Origin of the sequence: Microbacterium sp. AG790 (genome assembly GCF_003634765.1) — a bacterium.
Taxonomy (GTDB): domain Bacteria; phylum Actinomycetota; class Actinomycetes; order Actinomycetales; family Microbacteriaceae; genus Microbacterium.
Map to the genome: position 1 here is coordinate 78,549 of NZ_RBWZ01000007.1, position 16,798 is coordinate 95,346.

Sequence of the window (16,798 nt, forward strand, 5' to 3'; positions counted from 1 at the left end):
GCCGCTTATCGTGAGGCCATGACCTCACGCCGACTCGCCGCCCTCGGCATCAGCCTGCTCGCGGTTCTCGCGCTGAGCGCCTGCGCCGGCACTCCCGACGGTGGCACGACGAGCGCGACGTCGGGGGCGTCGTCTGCGGCGCCGACACCGGTGATGACGCTCGCGCCGTTCCCGATGGGCCCGGCCACCTCGACGACGCCGCTGCCCTCGAACCTGCCGCAGGGGTGCCGCGACATCCTTACCGCGAGCGTCCTGCAGGAGCTCGACGGTGTGCCGCTGAACGCCGAGGGGATGGGCGGCGGCATCCGCAGCGACAGCACGCGCGTGTGCGTCTGGGGCGAGCCGGGCGCGGTCGGCACCCGACTGGTGACCCTCATCGGTTACGCACCCGACCAGCCGGCACGCGATGCGCTCTACGCCCTCGGCAACGACGGCTTCACGTGCTATGAGCCGCACGGCGGCATCCGCTGCGAGAAGACCTGGCAGTCCGCGACCCTTCCCGTGCAGGAGGGGCGCACCCTCTTCTACCGCGACGGCGTGATCGTCGACACGCAGTATTCGAACCTCGCCCCGGCCGGGTACACCGACGCCATCATCGACGCGCTCTGGCCGCCCGCCGGGTCGGTGCCGAGAACGCCGGCGCCGACACCCAGCCCGTCCGCGACGCGATAGCGGCGGACGGGCCGGGTCTGGGGCCTTTCCGAGACGTCAGAACGAGGTCACGACGACGCGGTTGATCTTCGGGTCACGAAGAGACTCGTAGCCCTGCTGCACCTCGTCGATCGAGATCTCCCTCGACACGAGCTCGTCGAGCTTGTACCGGCCCTGCAGATAGAGTTCGGCGATCATCGGGATGTCACGCTTCGGGTTTGTCGAGCCCATGTAGACGCCCTCGACCCGGTTACGTGCGCCGAGCAGCTGGAGCGCGGACACGTCGATATGGTTGGCCGGGTCGAGAATTCCGATGAGGTAGAGCCCGCCACCGGGCGCCAGCATCGAGAGCCCCGACTGCGTCACTGCGGGAATCCCCACGAAGTCGAAGACGTAGTCCGCCCCGAGACCGCCGGTGAGCTCCTTGACCGCGGCGACGGCGTCGACCTCGCGGGAGTTGATGACGTCGGTCGCGCCGAAATGCCGCGCATTGTCGAGCTTGTCGTCGGCGACATCGATGGCGATGATACGACCTGCTCCGGCGATCACTGCGCCGCTGATGGCGTTGGTGCCGACCCCGCCGGTGCCGATGATCGCGACGGTCTCACCGGGTTGGACGTCGGCGGTGTTCATCACCGCGCCGGCCCCCGTCACAACCCCGCAGCCGAGCAGCGCCGCCTGCGGAAACGGAACGGCATCCGGAATCTTGGCGAGCTGGTTCTCGTGGATGAGTGCGAACTCCGCAAAGCCCCCGAGTCCCATGCCTTGCGCGAGCTCGTTGCCGTCCGCATCGGCCAGACGCCCGGCGCGCACCGTGAACTCCGGGTGCTCGCAGAGATGAACGCGTCCGATGAGGCATTTCGCGCACGATCCGCAGTACTGGACCAGGCAGGCGACGACGTGGTCACCCACCGCGAGGTCGACGACGTCGGGGCCCACCGCTGTGACGACGCCGGATACCTCGTGCCCGAGGACCATCGGCACTTCGTAGCCGAGCGGGGTGTTGGCCGCGAGTTCATCGCTATGGCACAGCCCCGAGGCCTTGACCTGGACCAGTACCTCGCGACCTCGTGGCTCGGCGATCGCCACCTCTTCTGTGTGGAATCCTCCGCCGAACTCGCGCACGACCGATGCCTTCATCTCTGTTCTCCTTCTTCTGCCGCAGCCCCGCGGCCCGTCACCCGTGACATCAGCGTCGCGGTAGGTCGTCCGCGTCAGTGCGGACTCCGTCAGACTACTCGCGATTCTGAACATCTGTCTCGAAACTCATCTGTCATGATGGGGCGGTGGCTGCGCTCGAATCGCACACCCCCCGCTCGACGCCGAAGGCTTCCAGGGATCCGCGCCCAGCGCGCACGCGCGGCCGCATCGTGCAGGCGCTCGGAGAGTTGCTTCGCAGCGGTGAGAGCGTGTCGGTCGCCGCGATCTGCACGCGGGGCGGCGTCGGCCGCTCGACGTTCTATGCGCACTTCGGATCGGTCGACGACGTCGCCGAGCTCGTGGTCGACGAGGTCTTCGCGGAGCTGGGCCCCCGTGACGCCCGTCGCCGCCACGAACACGAGCTTCCCGGCGACGTCATCGCAGAGCTGGCGACGCGTGACCTGTTGGCCGCGCTCCGCGAGAAACGCGAGTTCTTCCTCTACGTCCTGGCCGGCCCCTCGACACTCCGGCTGCGCGAACATGTGTTCGCCGCGCTCGCGACGTCGGTGCGCGACGCGGTGCGCGCGGAACGCCCCGCCGACGACGACGCGACGATACGCACGGCCAGCAGTTTCATCGCCGGCGGCCTCGTCGCGCTCCTCGTCGACATCGTGGTTCACGGCGACGTCGACGACGAGCGCATCGTGCGACTCATGGTGGACCTGCTGCCGACCTGGCTCGCGAGGCCGCAGACCTCGCGATAGTCGCGCTCAGCCCCAGACGCGCTTGGCGATGCGGGTGACGTAGTCCGTCGGGTGCCAGCCCGTCTCGCTCGTCGACAGCCACCGGCCCCCACCGGCCTCGATCGTCTCCGTGAGTTCGCCGTCGGTGCGGGTACACCGCGTGCGCTCGGCCTGCGAGGAGCACGTGAATCCGGCCGCCGGCAGCGCCGCCGCGGCGATGGGCCCGGCATCCGCGGGGACGTTCGCGAGCGTCGTGGTGACGGTGCCGGCGTCGGCGCGCCATGCACAGGTGAACACGACCTGCGGTCGCAGGGCGTCGACCAGCTGCGTCGCGGTGGTCATGGGAGCGTCGGCGGAGGCGGTCAGCCCGGCCGCCCCGGGGGCGAAGGTCAGCGTCGCGTCGAGAGCCTCGTCGTAGAGGTCGGCGCACCGGGTCGGCGCCGCGCCCCCGACAGGCCCCGCCTCCCCCGTCGCGTCCGCAGCCGGTGTCGAGGTCGACGGGCGTCCGACCGCGTCGCCGAGCCACGACACGGATGCCGGGATCATCGGAATCGCGAGGAACGCCAGCACGCCGACGGTCGCCGCACACGCGACGCCGACGACCCACGCGAACGCCGCGTTTCTTCCTCCGACCCGAGCCACGCGCTCAGGCTAACGCCACGCCCCCGCGCACCCCCCGCACCCTTCCGCGAGCCGCCAAGATCTGCCCGAGCCGCCATGTTCCGGCGCGCCAGATCATGGCGGCTCGCGCGGAACGTGGCGGCTCGCGGGAATGGGAAAGGGCCCCGGGGACGTGTGTCCCCGGGGCCCTTTGGCCTCGATCAGTTGTAGGTGCCGGGCGTGAAGTCGTCCGTCGAGAAGCTGTCGAAGTCGACGTAGCTCAGGTCGGCGTCGCTGTACGCGCCGTCCGAGGCGAAGATGCGGTTGGGGTACCGCTCGCTCTTGGCCTCCTCCGTCGCCTCGACCACGACGTTGCGGTACTTCGCAAGGCCGGTGCCGGCGGGGATGAGCTTTCCGATGATGACGTTCTCCTTGAGGCCGACGAGCGGGTCGCTCTTGCCCTCCATGGCCGCCTGCGTCAGGACGCGGGTAGTCTCCTGGAACGATGCCGCCGACAGCCACGACTCCGTCGCGAGCGACGCCTTCGTGATACCCATCAGCTCCGGACGGCCCGATGCCGGGCGCTTGCCCTCGGCGACGGCCTCGCGGTTGATCTGCTGGTAGCGCTTGAAGTCGACCAGCTCACCGGGCAGCAGCGTCGTGTCAGCGTGGTCGACCACGGTGACCTTCCGCAGCATCTGGCGCACGATGACCTCGATGTGCTTGTCGTGGATCGGCACACCCTGCGAGCGGTAGACGCCCTGCACGCCGTTGACGAGGTACTTTTGCACCTCGCGGGCGCCCATGACGCGCATGACCTCCTTGGGGTCGAGCGTGCCCACCAGGATCGGCTGGCCGACCGTGACGCGCTGGCCGTCCTCGACCAGCAGCGTCGCGCGCTTCAGGACCGGGTAGACGTGCGGCTCGTCGCCGTTGTCGGGCGTCAGGATGACCTTCTTGGCCTTGTCGGTCTCGTCGATCTTGATGACACCGTCGGCCTCGGCGATCGGGGACGCACCCTTGGGGGTACGCGCCTCGAACAGCTCCTGCACGCGGGGCAGACCCTGCGTGATGTCGTCGGCCGACGCCGAACCACCGGTGTGGAAGGTACGCATCGTCAGCTGCGTGCCGGGCTCACCGATCGACTGGGCCGCGATGATGCCCACGGCCTCTCCGATGTCGACGAGCTTGCCGGTCGCGAGCGAACGGCCGTAGCACTTCGCGCAGACACCGACGGCCGAGTCACAGGTGAGCACGGAGCGCACCTTGATGGTCTCGACACCCGCGGCCACGAGCTTGTCGATGAGCACGTCGCCCACGTCGTCTCCGGCCTCGGCGACGATCTCGCCGGACGGCGCGACCACCTCGGCCGCGAGCGTACGGGCGAACACCGAGTTCTCGACGTTCGCGTCGCGCACCAGGGTGCCGTCGGCACCCGCAGCGGCGATCGTGAACTCGAGGCCCTTGGAGGTGCCGCAGTCGTCCTCACGGATGATGACGTCCTGCGAGACGTCGACGAGGCGTCGCGTCAGGTAACCCGAGTCAGCGGTACGCAGGGCCGTGTCGGCCAGACCCTTACGGGCACCGTGCGTCGCGGTGAAGTACTCCGCGACCGACAGCCCCTCGCGGTACGAGGAGATGATCGGGCGGGGCATGATCTCACCCTTGGTGTTGTTGACCAGGCCTCGGATACCGGCGATGTTTCGGATCTGCAGCCAGTTACCACGGGCACCCGAGCTCACCATGCGGTTGATGGTGTTGTCGGCCGGGAAGTTGGCCTTCATCGCCGCCTGAACCTCGTCGGTCGCCTCGGTCCAGATCTTGATCTGCTCCTGACGACGCTCGGCGTCGGTGACGAGACCCTTCTCGAACTGGCCCTGGACCTTCTGCGCCTGCTTCTCGTACTTGGCGATGATCTCGCCCTTGTTCGGCGGGGTCAGGATGTCGCTGAGCGCGACCGTGACACCCGAGCGCGTGGCCCAGTAGAAGCCGGCGTCCTTGATGCGGTCCAGCGACGCCGCGACCTCGACCTTGGGGTACTCCTCGGCCAGCTTGTTGACGATCTGCGACAGCTTGCCCTTGTCGGCCTGCTCGCGAACGAACGGGTAGCCCTTGGGGAGCGTGTCGTTGAAGATCGCCTGGCCGAGCGAGGCGTCCACGAGGCCGTGGCGCTCGTAGCCCTCGGGGGCTTCGCCCTCGAGGAAGGTGAGACCCGGGATGCGGATGCGCACCTTGGCCTGCAGGTCGAGGGTGCCCTCGTCCTTGGCCAGGATGGCCTCGCCGACCGAACCGAACACGCGACCCTCGCCCTTGGCACCCTCGATGACGGTGGTCAGGTGGTGCAGGCCGATGATCATGTCCTGCGAAGGCAGGGTGACCGGGCGACCGTCGGAGGGCTTGAGGATGTTGTTCGACGCGAGCATGAGCACGCGGGCCTCGGCCTGAGCCTCGACCGACAGCGGCAGGTGCACGGCCATCTGGTCACCGTCGAAGTCCGCGTTGAACGCGGCACACACGAGCGGGTGCAGCTGGATGGCCTTGCCTTCCACGAGCTGAGGCTCGAAGGCCTGGATGCCGAGGCGGTGCAGCGTGGGCGCACGGTTGAGCAGCACCGGACGCTCGCGGATGATCTCCTCGAGCACGTCCCAGACCTCGGGACGGGTGCGCTCGACGGCGCGCTTGGCGGCCTTGATGTTCTGCGAGTGACCGAGGTCGATCAGGCGCTTGATCACGAACGGCTTGAACAGCTCGAGGGCCATCTGCTTGGGCAGACCGCACTGGTGGAGCTTGAGCTGCGGGCCGACGATGATGACCGAACGGCCCGAGTAGTCCACGCGCTTGCCGAGCAGGTTCTGACGGAAACGGCCCTGCTTGCCCTTGAGCATGTCGGACAGCGACTTCAGGGCACGGTTGCCGGTACCGGTGACGGGCCGGCCGCGGCGGCCGTTGTCGAACAGTGCGTCGACGGCCTCCTGCAGCATCCGCTTCTCGTTGTTGACGATGATCTCGGGGGCGCCGAGGTCGATCAGACGACGAAGACGGTTGTTGCGGTTGATCACGCGGCGGTACAGGTCGTTCAGGTCGCTGGTGGCGAAGCGGCCACCGTCGAGCTGGACCATCGGGCGCAGCTCCGGCGGGATCACCGGGACGACGTCCAGAACCATGGATGCCGGGCTCATGCCGGTCTGCAGGAACGAGTTGACGACCTTGAGGCGCTTGATCGCACGGATCTTGCGCTGGCCCTTGCCCTCGGAGATCTGCAGGTGCAGCGACTCCGACTCGGCGGCCAGGTCGAACGCCTGCAGGCGGCGCTGGATGGACTCCGCACCCATGTAGGCCTCGAAGTACTGGCCGAAGCGGTCCTGCAGCTCGTGGAAGACGTCGTCCTCCTGCTTGAGCTGGCCGACCTCGAGGCCGCGGAACTCGTCCCACATGCGCTCGAGCTTGGCGACCTGGTCGTCCGCGTTCTTGCGGATGGAGGCCATCTCCTTCTCGGCGGCGTCCTTGACCTTCTTCTTCTGGTCGGCCTTGGCACCCTCGGCCTCGAGAGCCGCGAGCTCCTCCTCCAGCTTGGCCAGACGCGCCGCCACGCGGGCGTCGCGACGGTCGCCGAGGTTCTTGATCTCCAGGCGCAGGTTCGCCTCGTGGGTCGGCATGTCGCGGTGACGGGCATCCTCGTCGACCGAGATCACCATGTACGCGGCGAAGTAGATGACCTTCTCGAGGTCCTTCGGCGCCATGTCGAGCAGGTATCCGAGGCGCGAGGGAACGCCCTTGAAGTACCAGATGTGGGTGACGGGGGCGGCGAGCTCGATGTGGCCCATGCGCTCACGGCGGACCGAGCTCTTGGTGACCTCGACGCCGCAGCGCTCGCAGACGATGCCCTTGAAGCGCACACGCTTGTACTTGCCGCAGGCGCACTCCCAGTCGCGCGAGGGGCCGAAGATCTGCTCACCGAACAGACCGTCCTTCTCGGGCTTGAGGGTGCGGTAGTTGATGGTCTCGGGCTTCTTGACCTCGCCGAACGACCAACGACGGATGTCGTCAGCAGTGGCCAGGCCGATACGAAGCTGATCGAAAGTGGTGGACTCGAGCACTGGTTCTCCTGTGTCTCAGAAAAGTTTCGAAATCAGGCCGCGGGTCAGATCTCGTCGATCGACGAGGACTCGAAGCGGCTGGAGATGTTGATGCCGAGCTCCTCCGCGGCGCGGAAGGCCTCGTCATCCGTGTCTCGGAGGTTGACGGGCGTGCCATCGGCCGAGAGGACCTCGACGTTCAGGCAGAGCGACTGCATCTCCTTCATGAGCACCTTGAACGACTCGGGGATGCCGGGCTCCTGGATGTTCTCGCCCTTGACGATGGCCTCGTAGACCTTCACGCGGCCGACGATGTCGTCGGACTTGATCGTCAGGAGCTCCTGGAGCGCGTACGCGGCGCCGTAGGCCTCGAGGGCCCACACCTCCATCTCACCGAAACGCTGACCGCCGAACTGCGCCTTACCACCGAGCGGCTGCTGGGTGATCATCGAGTACGGGCCCGTCGAGCGCGCGTGGATCTTGTCGTCCACGAGGTGGTGCAGCTTCAGGATGTACATGTAGCCGACCGAGATGGGCGCCGGGAACGGCTCGCCGGAGCGACCGTCGAACAGCGTCGTCTTGCCCGAGCTGTCGATGAGACGCTCGCCGTCGCGGTTGGGCAGCGTCGAGTCGAGCAGACCCGCGATCTCCGCCTCGTGCGCACCGTCGAACACCGGAGTCGCGACCTTCGTGCCGGGAGCGGCCTCGCGGGCCTCCTTCGGCAGGTGCACGGCCCACTCCGGGGTGCCCTCGACCTTCCAGCCCTGCTTGGCGATCCACCCGAGGTGGGTCTCCAGCACCTGGCCGAAGTTCATTCGACCCGGGATGCCGAGCGGGTTGAGCACGACGTCGACCGGCGTGCCGTCCGCGAGGAACGGCATGTCCTCGACGGGGAGGATCTTCGCGATGACGCCCTTGTTGCCGTGGCGGCCGGCGAGCTTGTCACCCTCGGTGATCTTGCGCTTCTGGGCGATGTAGACCACGACGCGGCGGTTGACGCCCGAGCCGAGCTCGTCGTCGCCGTCCTCGGCGTTGAACTCCTTGACGGCGATGATCGTGCCCTGCTCGCCGTGGGGCACCTTCAGCGAGGTGTCACGGACTTCGCGGCTCTTCTCGTTGAAGATCGCGCGCAGCAGGCGCTCCTCGGCGCTGAGCTCGGTCTCACCCTTCGGCGTGACCTTGCCGACGAGGATGTCGCCGGGACGCACCTCGGCGCCGATGCGGACGATGCCGCGCTCGTCGAGGTCCTTCAGCAGGTCGGGGCTGACGTTGGGGAGGTCACGGGTGATCTCCTCCTTGCCGAGCTTGGTGTCACGAGCATCCACCTCGTACTCCTCGATGTGGATCGAGGAGAGGGTGTCGTTCTTGACGAGGTCCTGGCTGAGGATGATGGCGTCCTCGAAGTTGTGACCCTCCCACGTCATGAACGCGACGAGCAGGTTCTTTCCGATCGCCAGCTCGCCGTTCTCGGTGGCGGGGCCGTCGGCGATGACCTCGCCGACCTCGACCCGGTCGCCCGCCGAGACGATGACGCGCTGGTTGTAGGAGTTGCCCTGGTTGGAGCGGTCGAACTTGCGGAGGAAGTAGTCCTTCGTGCCGCCCTCGTCCAGCTGCACGGTGACGACGTCGGCGGAGACCTCCATGACGACACCGGCCTTGTCGGCGGTGATGACGTCACCGGCGTCGATGGCGGCGTAGCCCTCCATACCGGTTCCGACGAACGGCGAGTCGCTGCGCAGCAGCGGCACGGCCTGACGCTGCATGTTCGCACCCATGAGGGCGCGGTTGGCGTCGTCGTGCTCGAGGAACGGGATGAGGGAGGTACCGACCGACACCATCTGGCGCGGCGAGACGTCCATGTAGCCGATCTCGTCGGCGTGGAACAGGTCGACCTCGCCGCCCTTGCCGCGACGGGCGAGAACGCGATCGGTGGCGAACGAGCCGTCGGCGGTGAGCTCGGCGCCCGCCTGCGCGACGATGTAGTCGTTCTCCTCGGATGCCGTGAGGTAGTCGATCTGGTCGGTGACCTTGCCCTCGACCACGCGGCGGTAGGGCGTCTCGATGAAGCCGAACGCGTTGATGCGGGCGAACGAGGCGAGCGAGCCGATCAGACCGATGTTCGGGCCTTCCGGCGTCTCGATCGGGCACATGCGGCCGTAGTGCGACGGGTGGACGTCGCGGACCTCGACGCCGGCGCGCTCACGCGACAGACCGCCCGGGCCCAGGGCCGAGAGGCGACGCTTGTGCGTCAGACCCGCGAGCGGGTTGTTCTGGTCCATGAACTGCGACAGCTGCGACGTGCCGAAGAACTCCTTGATCGCCGCCACGACGGGACGGACGTTGATCAGGGTCTGCGGCGTGATCGCCTCGATGTCCTGGGTGGTCATGCGCTCGCGGACGACGCGCTCCATGCGCGACAGGCCGGTGCGGACCTGGTTCTGGATGAGCTCGCCGACGGCGCGGATGCGACGGTTGCCGAAGTTGTCGATGTCGTCGACGTCCAGGCGGATCTCAGCGACCTGGCCGTTACGCACGCCCGGGATGCTCGCGTCGCCGTTGTGCAGGGCGACGAGGTACTTGATCGTGGCGACGATGTCGTCGACGGTGAGCACCGAGTCGCTCAGCGGCTTGTCGAGGCCGAGCTTCTGGTTGATCTTGTACCGGCCGACCTTGGCGAGGTCGTAGCGCTTCGGGTTGAAGTAGAAGTTGTCCAGCAGCGCGCGGGCGGCCTCGGCGGCGACCTGCTCGCCCGGACGGAGCTTGCGGTAGATGTCGCGGAGCGCGTCCTCCTTGGTGAGGATCGTGTCCTTGCTCAGGGTGTCGGCGATCGACTCGTAGCCGGCGAACTCGGCGAGGATGTCTTCGCTGGACAGGCCGAGGGCCTTGAGGAAGACGGTCACCGACTGCTTGCGCTTGCGGTCGATGCGCACGCCGACCTGGTCGCGCTTGTCGATCTCGAACTCGAGCCAGGCGCCACGGCTGGGGATGACGCGGGCCGAGACGATGTCCTTGTCACTGGTCTTGTCGGGGGTCTTGTCGAAGTAGACACCCGGGCTGCGCACCAGCTGCGAGACGACGACACGCTCGGTGCCGTTGATGATGAAGGTTCCCTTGCCGGTCTGCAGCGGGAAGTCGCCCATGAAGACGGTCTGCGTCTTGATCTCACCCGTGAGGTGGTTCATGAACTCGGCCTCGACGTACAGCGGGGCGGCGTAGGTCTTGCCGCGCTCCTTGCACTCCTCGATCGAGTACTTCTCCGGCTCGAGGTAGGGGTTCGTGAAGCTCAGCTGCATCGTTTCGCCGAGGTCCTCGATGGGCGAGATCTCCTCGAAGATCTCCTCGAGGCCGCTGGTCTCCGGCACGTCGGTGCGACCGACGGACTTCGCCTCTGCGACACGGGCCTTCCAGGCGTCGTTGCCGACGAGCCAGTCGAAGGACTCCGTCTGCAGCGCGAGAAGGTCGGGGACCGTCAGCGTGTCGGAGATCTTGGCGAACGACAGGCGCGAAGCGCCGCGGCCGTTCTTGGGGGTGGTGGTGGAATTGGTTGCGTTGCGCGCAGCAGCCAAGGGGATTACCTCCATGAGCCCGGGCAGGGGCTGGTTTCCTTGTCGTCAGGTGGAGTGCTCCGTTCCACTCCTGCGCGACGCCTCCGATGATCCGGGGGCACGTTCACTCAACGCAGGCACAAGCCGACCACCATATGAGGGCATGGGGGAAGGGAGCGCAACTACCCACTATAGTCCGCACGACGCGCCATGTCCAGTCGATTCTTGACGCGCCTCCCCGGCTGCGGTATAACCGCGCGGACGCGCTCTCAGAAGCGGCCCGACGAGGCCCCGCCGGCGTGGCGGAAGCGCAGCCGCGTGCCCGGCCGCGCCTGGCCCAGCAGATCGCGATCGGCATCCGTCACCACCGCGACGACCGGGTAGCCGCCGGTGACCGGACCGTCCGGGCCGAGGATGACGGGATGCCCGTCCGGGGGCACCTGGATCGCGCCGGGCAGCATGCCCTCGCTCGCCAGCTCCGAAGCATCGGTGCGCTCGAGCGGTGGTCCGTCCAGGCGGATGCCCACCCGGTCGGCCTGGGTGGACACCGTCCAGACCTCCGCGAACAAGGGCGTCAGCGCGGCGAACCGCTCGGCGCGCGGACCGGGCGCCACCGCGATCTCGAGCTGGGCGGCGGGCGGGGTCCACGGTCGCAGATCGACGGCGGGCACGGCCCCGACGACGTCGCCGCCCACGGCGAGCACATCGCCCGCCGCGAGCGGGGCCGGGCCGAGGCCCGCGAGAGTGTCGGTCGCCCTCGAGCCGAGCAGTGACCGCGCGGCGACGCCGCCGCGGACGGCGAGGTAGGCGCGCGCGCCGTGTGTGAACCCCTCGATCTCCAGCTCCGCGCCCGCCGGCCACCGGTAGGCGACATAGGGGTCGAGCGGGCGGCCGTCAAGGCGCATCGGGCCCCAGGCACCCGCGAGGGCGAACCAGAGGTCGTCCGCGGATGCCGCGGCATCCCGCACCGCGCGGAACCCGCCCATCGTGATCTCGATGCCGGCCGCGGCCGCCGCGGTGCCGACGAGCCGGTTGGCGACGCGCAGCGCCGCGCGGTCGGCCGCCCCGGACACCGCGACACCGGAGGCGAGCGTGCCGCGCCGCCCCTGATCCTGCACGGTCGCCGCGAGGCCGGGCGCCTGCACCCGGATGCCGCCGCCGGCGCGCGACGCCGGTGACGCACCGCGAGCATCCACCGGGCGTTCCGCGGAGGAGCGGCCGGTCACGCGGACGAAGCGCACGAGGTCGCCGGGCTGCAGCAGGGCGGGGGACGCGGCGTCGGGGTCGAACAGCACGGCGGGCGTCGTGCCGATCAGCTGCCAGCCGCCGGGCGTCGACCGCGGGTACGCACCGGAGAAGCGTCCGGCGAGCGCGACGGCGCCGGCCGGCACGCGCGGCCGTGGGCGCGACCGCCGCGGCACGTCGTAGGGCCAGTCCGCGCTGACGAGGTAGCCGAACCCGGGGGCGAACCCCGTGAACGCGACCGTCCAGTCGGCCGCCGCGTGGCGCGCCGTCAGCTGCGCGACGCTGATGCCCAGCTCGGCGGCGAGCGGGTGGAGGTCCTCACCGTCGTAGACGACCGGGATCTCGACGGTGCGGCCCGGCATCGCGACGTGCGTGACGTGCGTCGGGGCCGAGAGCACCCACGTCCGCGCCGACGCGAGCGGCAGCATCGTCGGGTCGACGACGACGAGCACCGTCTGCGCCGCCGGCACGAGGTCGACGACGCCGGGCGGCCGTGTCGCCGCCAGTCGAGCGTGCAGCGCGAGAACGGCGTCGAGGTCGTCCACCTCCGCGAGCAGAGCGCGCTCACCGAAGGGCCGCACGCGGATGCCGCCGGCAATCACCCCCTCGCCGGCCATCACCCCCTCGCCGGGAATCACCATGGCGCGGCGATGTCGACGCCCGCGGCATCCAGGGCCGCCCGCACGGCGCGGGCCATGGCGAGCGCACCCGGCGAGTCACCGTGCACGCACAGCGACGCCGCCGCGGCCTCGACGAGGCTGCCGTCGATCGCCTCGACGACGCCGCTGCGGGCCAGACGCACGGCGCGCGCGGCCACCGCCTCGGGGTCACGCAGGAGCGCACGGGGATCGCTCCGCGGCACGAGGCCACCGCCGGGCAGGTAGCCGCGGTCGAGGAACGCCTCGCGCACGAACGGAAGGCCGGTGCGCGACGCCTCGTCGGCGATGACGCCGTCCAGACCCAGGATCGGAACGGCGCGGCCGAGCGCGGCCGACACCGAGGCCACGGCATCCACCACCGCGCGGGCGTGCCCGACGTCGCCGCGGACCGCGTGGTAGAGCGCTCCGTGGGGCTTGACGTAGCGAATGTCGGCTCCGGCTCCTGCGAGCGCGCGGAGCTGGGCGTCGACGCTCGCGCGGAGGTCGGCCTGCGTGATCGACAGCGGCGTCCGTCCGAATCCCGCCCGGTCGGGGTAGGAGGGATGCGCCCCGATCGCGACGCCGGTGCGGGCGGCGCGCTCGACCGCGGAGCGCATGGACGTCGTGTCGCCGGCGTGGCCCCCGCACGCGACGGAGGCGCTGGAGATCAGGGCGAACATGGCGTCGTCATCGGCGGTGGGCACCCCGTCGACCGTCTCGCCGAGATCGGCGTTGAGATCGATGACCGCCACGATCCGAGCGTACCGGCGGCGGGGGTGCCCGGCCGCCGGCTCCGTCGGCGGGGTCAGCGACACGCGACGCGTGGTGGCGTCCCGACTAGCGTGGGGGCATGGCTCGCGCGCACGTGGAGGACGACGAACCGCAGGCGCGCCTGTCGGACGGCACGATCGCGCGGGTCGTGCCGAGCCGCTACGCCGGCGGCTACGAGCTGGATGTGGACGGCACACCGCAGTCGCACGTCGACCTCGACGACCCGGGGCACCTCCACTTCGAGTACGTCGCCCGGATGGGCGCGGTCATCGACCGGCTCCGGATGCCGGGGCAGCCGCTCACCGCAATCCACCTCGGCGCGGGAGCGCTCACCCTCCCCCGCTACGTCGAGCACACGCGCCCCGGCTCGCGACAGCAGGTGATCGAGCTCGAGCAGCCCCTCGTCGACCTCGTGCGCGCCCGTCTGCCGCTGCCGCGCGGCGCGCAGGTGCGGGTGCGCATCGGCGATGCGCGCGACGTCGCCGGTCGCCTTCCGGCCGGGCTGCAGGGTGCCGCCGACCTCGTGGTCTCCGACGTGTTCGCCGGTGCGCAGACGCCCGCGCACCTCACCACCGTCGAGTACTTCCGCATCCTCGGCGGGCTGCTCGCGCCCGACGGGGTGCTTCTCGTCAACGTCGCCGACGGCGCGGGACTCGCCTTCGCCCGCCGCGAGGTCGCCACCGTGCGAGAGGTGCTTCCCGAAGTCATCGTGCTCGCGGAGGTGCAGACGCTGAAGGGTCGCCGCTTCGGCAATCTCGTCATCGCGGCCTCCCCCTCTCCCCTGCCCGTCGAGTGGCTGCCGCGACTGATGGCCGCCGGTCCCCACCCGGCGAAGGTCGCGCAGGGCGCAGAGCTCGACGAGTTCGTCCGAGGTGCCCGAGTGGCGACGGATGCCGATGCCACCGCATCGCCCAAGCCCGCGGCATCCGTGTTCGAACGCTGAGAATCGGCGGCCGCGGCGTGTACAGGCGGGCCCCCCGATGGCCTCGGGTCACACTGGAGGGGTGCGCCTCACGCGGGCGCGTTCGCACGACGATCCGCACGACGAAGGGGGCCTGCCCGTGAGCTACATCAAGGGATACGACCCGCAGACGCTGCGCGAGATGGTGGACCCTCGCGAGTGCCAGGAGCGCCTCGACGAGTTGGGCGACCAGCGCAGCCTTCCGGCTCTGCTCGAACGGGTGTGGCTGCTGAAGGTGCTCGGTCGGTGGGACGAGTCCCTCGTCGTGTCGGAGCAGTCGGTGCGTGTGGCACGGATGGGCGGGACCCGCAAGGATCTGCTGCGCGCGCGGATCCTGCACGCGAGCGTGCTGCAGGTGCGGGGAGCGTACGCCGCGGCCCACCAGGAGCTGACCACGTGCGCCGAAGAGGCGGAAGGGCAGGGCTGGGCAGCCCTTGCGGCGTTCGCCTTCCAACATCGCGGCAAGGTGAGCTACGACGCCGAGGACTACGCCGACGCCCGCGCCGACTTCAAGCGCGCGCTGTTCCTGCGTCAGCAGACGGGCGCGCCGGAGGAGCAGCTCGAATCGACGCTGCTGGCCATCGAAGCCGCCGACCGCCGTCGCAGCACGGCCGTCGCGAGCTGAGTGTCGGACACCCGTTCTAGCGTGTCCGCATGACCGATCTGGACGTCGTCCGGCGCGAGGCCGAGGCTCTCATCCGCACGCATCTCGACGCGTCGTGGACGTTCGCCTTCGACAACGCGAAGCGGCGCGCGGGAGCCTGCGACTACACCCGCCAGCGCATCACCGTCTCCCGGTACCTCGCCGCGCGATACGACGACGAGACCAACCGCCAGACGCTGCTGCACGAGGTCGCGCACGCGCTCGCCGGTCCGCGGGCCGGGCACGGCGCGGCGTGGAAGCGCACGGCCCGCATGCTCGGCTACACCGGCGGCACGACCCATCACGGCGAGACGGCCACCGAGCTGGCCCCATGGGTGGGCGTCTGCCCCACCGGTCACATCGCCTATCGGCATCGCCGCGCCACGAGGCCGACGTCGTGCGCGCGCTGCTCGGCATCCTTCGATGACCGCTTCCTCTTCGTCTGGACGCGCCGCGAGATCTCACCGGCCACACGTCGGGCGGCGATGACGCCGCGGGAGGCGGTCGGCGCGCCGTTCTGAGCGCGGCTCAGGCGTACGCCGCGAACGTCCCGTCACGCAGCACGGGCGCCGACGACACGGCATCCACCTGCGCCGCGGCGAGCACGTCATCGCGCAGGCCCCGGTCGATGAGCTCCTGCCCCGATCCGCCGGCGGTCAGAAGGTGCCGCAGCGCAGGACGCAGGCCTCGGAACGCCTCACCGGCGGCCGCCGCCTCGGGCGAGGTGTGGTCGATGCCGAGCGCTCCGAGCGCATCGACGATCGCGCCGGCGCCGAGGAGGTCTTCGACCGCGACGCGAAGGGCGGCGCCGGGTTCACGGGACGAGAGCTCGCCGGCGGCGATGACGAGGATGCTCGTGCGCGCCGCGCGGCGCTGCTGCTCGGCCATGACGGCGGCGGCCACCGCGGCGGCATTGACCAGTGCCCCCAGGAACACCACCGCGTCGCTCTCGGCGGCGCGGGCGGCGACGGCGGCGCCGTTCAGCGACAGGGCGTGGGCTTCGGCATCCAGCGCGACGGTCTCGCCCGCCTCGATGCGCCGCGCGACCGTGCTTGAGAATCGGAGCACGTCGACGACGACCACGACATCGGATGCCGCCACGCGCTCGAGCCCCGAGGTACCCCATTCCATGCGCACCTGATAGCGGGACTGATCGAACGGGGAAGCCATGTCTCCAGGCTACGGGCAGGCGGATGCGAGACTGGGCGCATGCGGATCATGCTGAAGCTCGTCCTGGACTGCGACGCGGATGCCGCGTGGCGCGCCCTGCACTCGCCGCGCGCGGTCGCCGACCTGTACGGCCCGTTCGTCGAGCTGGCACCGATGGCGGCGGAGGGACTGCCGCTGCGTCTCGAGCCGGGCGCCGACGTCCCCGTGCGCATGAGCGTCGCCGGACGGATCGGGCTCGGCCAGCAGCTGATCCATGTGAGCGAGCGGCACGTCGACGATGCGAACGGTCCCGTGCGCATCTTCCGTGACAGCGGCATCCCGCTGACCGGTCCCCTCGCGGCCCTCGATGTCTGGGACCACCAGATGGCCGTCTCCCCCGCGCCGGGCGATCCGTCTCGCACGCTCTGGCGTGACCGGCTCGTCATCGGCGGTGCGGCGGCGGCCCCGCTGTGGCCCGTGCTCTGGGCGACGTGGCAGTGGCGCGGCGCGCGGCTGAAGGCGCTGGCGCCGACCTGGGCGTACGACCCCGAAGCCGCGGAGGACACCTCCGTCGATCCGTCCGAACGCTGACAGCCGCCTTCCCGAAAAAGCCGGCCGCCGCGGTCGAAGCCGTGA

Annotated in this window: 13 protein-coding genes; 6 read left to right on the top strand and 7 right to left on the bottom strand. The window is 69.9% G+C overall.

Annotated elements, in window-relative coordinates; all coding sequences use genetic code 11:
* Positions 1-18 precede the first annotated feature (18 nt).
* Positions 19-672, top strand: a complete 654-nt coding sequence (locus DEU37_RS06010; protein WP_121190017.1) for a hypothetical protein — start codon at positions 19-21, stop codon at positions 670-672.
* Between the two features lie 36 nt (positions 673-708).
* On the opposite strand, the gene DEU37_RS06015 is transcribed toward DEU37_RS06010, so the two are convergent.
* Entirely contained in the window at positions 709-1,791 is a 1,083-nt protein-coding gene (locus DEU37_RS06015) for a zinc-binding dehydrogenase (protein WP_036320754.1), read from the bottom strand.
* Positions 1,792-1,937: 146 nt separating this feature from the next.
* On the opposite strand from DEU37_RS06015, the gene DEU37_RS06020 reads away from it, so the two are divergent.
* Positions 1,938-2,555: a TetR/AcrR family transcriptional regulator gene (locus tag DEU37_RS06020; protein WP_121189703.1), complete on the top strand. Its 618-nt coding sequence runs from the start codon at positions 1,938-1,940 to the stop codon at positions 2,553-2,555.
* A gap of 6 nt (positions 2,556-2,561) precedes the next feature.
* On the opposite strand, the gene DEU37_RS06025 is transcribed toward DEU37_RS06020, so the two are convergent.
* The 5 genes from DEU37_RS06025 to pxpA all read right to left on the bottom strand — a co-directional run bounded on the left by DEU37_RS06025 (position 2,562) and on the right by pxpA (position 13,390).
* On the bottom strand, positions 2,562-3,176 hold the full coding sequence (locus tag DEU37_RS06025; protein ID WP_121189704.1) for a hypothetical protein: 615 nt from the start codon (positions 3,174-3,176) through the stop codon (positions 2,562-2,564).
* A gap of 179 nt (positions 3,177-3,355) precedes the next feature.
* Positions 3,356-7,231 (bottom strand): DNA-directed RNA polymerase subunit beta', encoded by a 3,876-nt coding sequence (gene rpoC / locus DEU37_RS06030; RefSeq protein WP_121189705.1) that lies wholly within the window; start codon positions 7,229-7,231, stop codon positions 3,356-3,358.
* A 44-nt stretch (positions 7,232-7,275) separates the two neighbouring features.
* Positions 7,276-10,776, bottom strand: coding sequence for a DNA-directed RNA polymerase subunit beta (locus tag DEU37_RS06035; protein WP_121189706.1), 3,501 nt, complete (start codon positions 10,774-10,776; stop codon positions 7,276-7,278).
* 248 nt (positions 10,777-11,024) lie between these two features.
* Positions 11,025-12,641 carry an urea amidolyase family protein gene (locus tag DEU37_RS06040; RefSeq protein ID WP_259457169.1) on the bottom strand — a complete coding sequence of 539 codons (1,617 nt, stop codon included), beginning with the start codon at positions 12,639-12,641 and terminating at the stop codon, positions 11,025-11,027.
* Positions 12,635-13,390, bottom strand: a complete 756-nt coding sequence (pxpA, locus tag DEU37_RS06045) for a 5-oxoprolinase subunit PxpA (RefSeq protein WP_121189707.1) — start codon at positions 13,388-13,390, stop codon at positions 12,635-12,637. Before pxpA ends, DEU37_RS06040 begins: the two co-directional genes overlap by 7 nt.
* 98 nt (positions 13,391-13,488) lie before the next feature.
* On the opposite strand from pxpA, the gene DEU37_RS06050 reads away from it, so the two are divergent.
* From DEU37_RS06050 to DEU37_RS06060, 3 genes are all read left to right on the top strand, one after another.
* On the top strand, positions 13,489-14,352 hold the full coding sequence (locus DEU37_RS06050; protein ID WP_121189708.1) for a spermidine synthase: 864 nt from the start codon (positions 13,489-13,491) through the stop codon (positions 14,350-14,352).
* 118 nt (positions 14,353-14,470) lie between these two features.
* Complete coding sequence (locus DEU37_RS06055) at positions 14,471-14,995, top strand: hypothetical protein (protein WP_121190021.1); 525 nt, start codon at positions 14,471-14,473, stop codon at positions 14,993-14,995.
* 29 nt (positions 14,996-15,024) lie between these two features.
* On the top strand, positions 15,025-15,534 hold the full coding sequence (locus DEU37_RS06060) for a SprT-like domain-containing protein (RefSeq protein ID WP_121189709.1): 510 nt from the start codon (positions 15,025-15,027) through the stop codon (positions 15,532-15,534).
* A gap of 7 nt (positions 15,535-15,541) precedes the next feature.
* Here the strand turns inward: DEU37_RS06060 and DEU37_RS06065 are convergent, their stop codons facing one another.
* On the bottom strand, positions 15,542-16,183 hold the full coding sequence (locus tag DEU37_RS06065) for a 2-phosphosulfolactate phosphatase (RefSeq protein ID WP_121189710.1): 642 nt from the start codon (positions 16,181-16,183) through the stop codon (positions 15,542-15,544).
* Between the two features lie 39 nt (positions 16,184-16,222).
* Here DEU37_RS06065 and DEU37_RS06070 point away from each other — a divergent pair, with 39 nt between their 5' ends.
* Positions 16,223-16,753, top strand: a complete 531-nt coding sequence (locus tag DEU37_RS06070; RefSeq protein WP_005050552.1) for a hypothetical protein — start codon at positions 16,223-16,225, stop codon at positions 16,751-16,753.
* Positions 16,754-16,798: the final 45 nt, after the last annotated feature.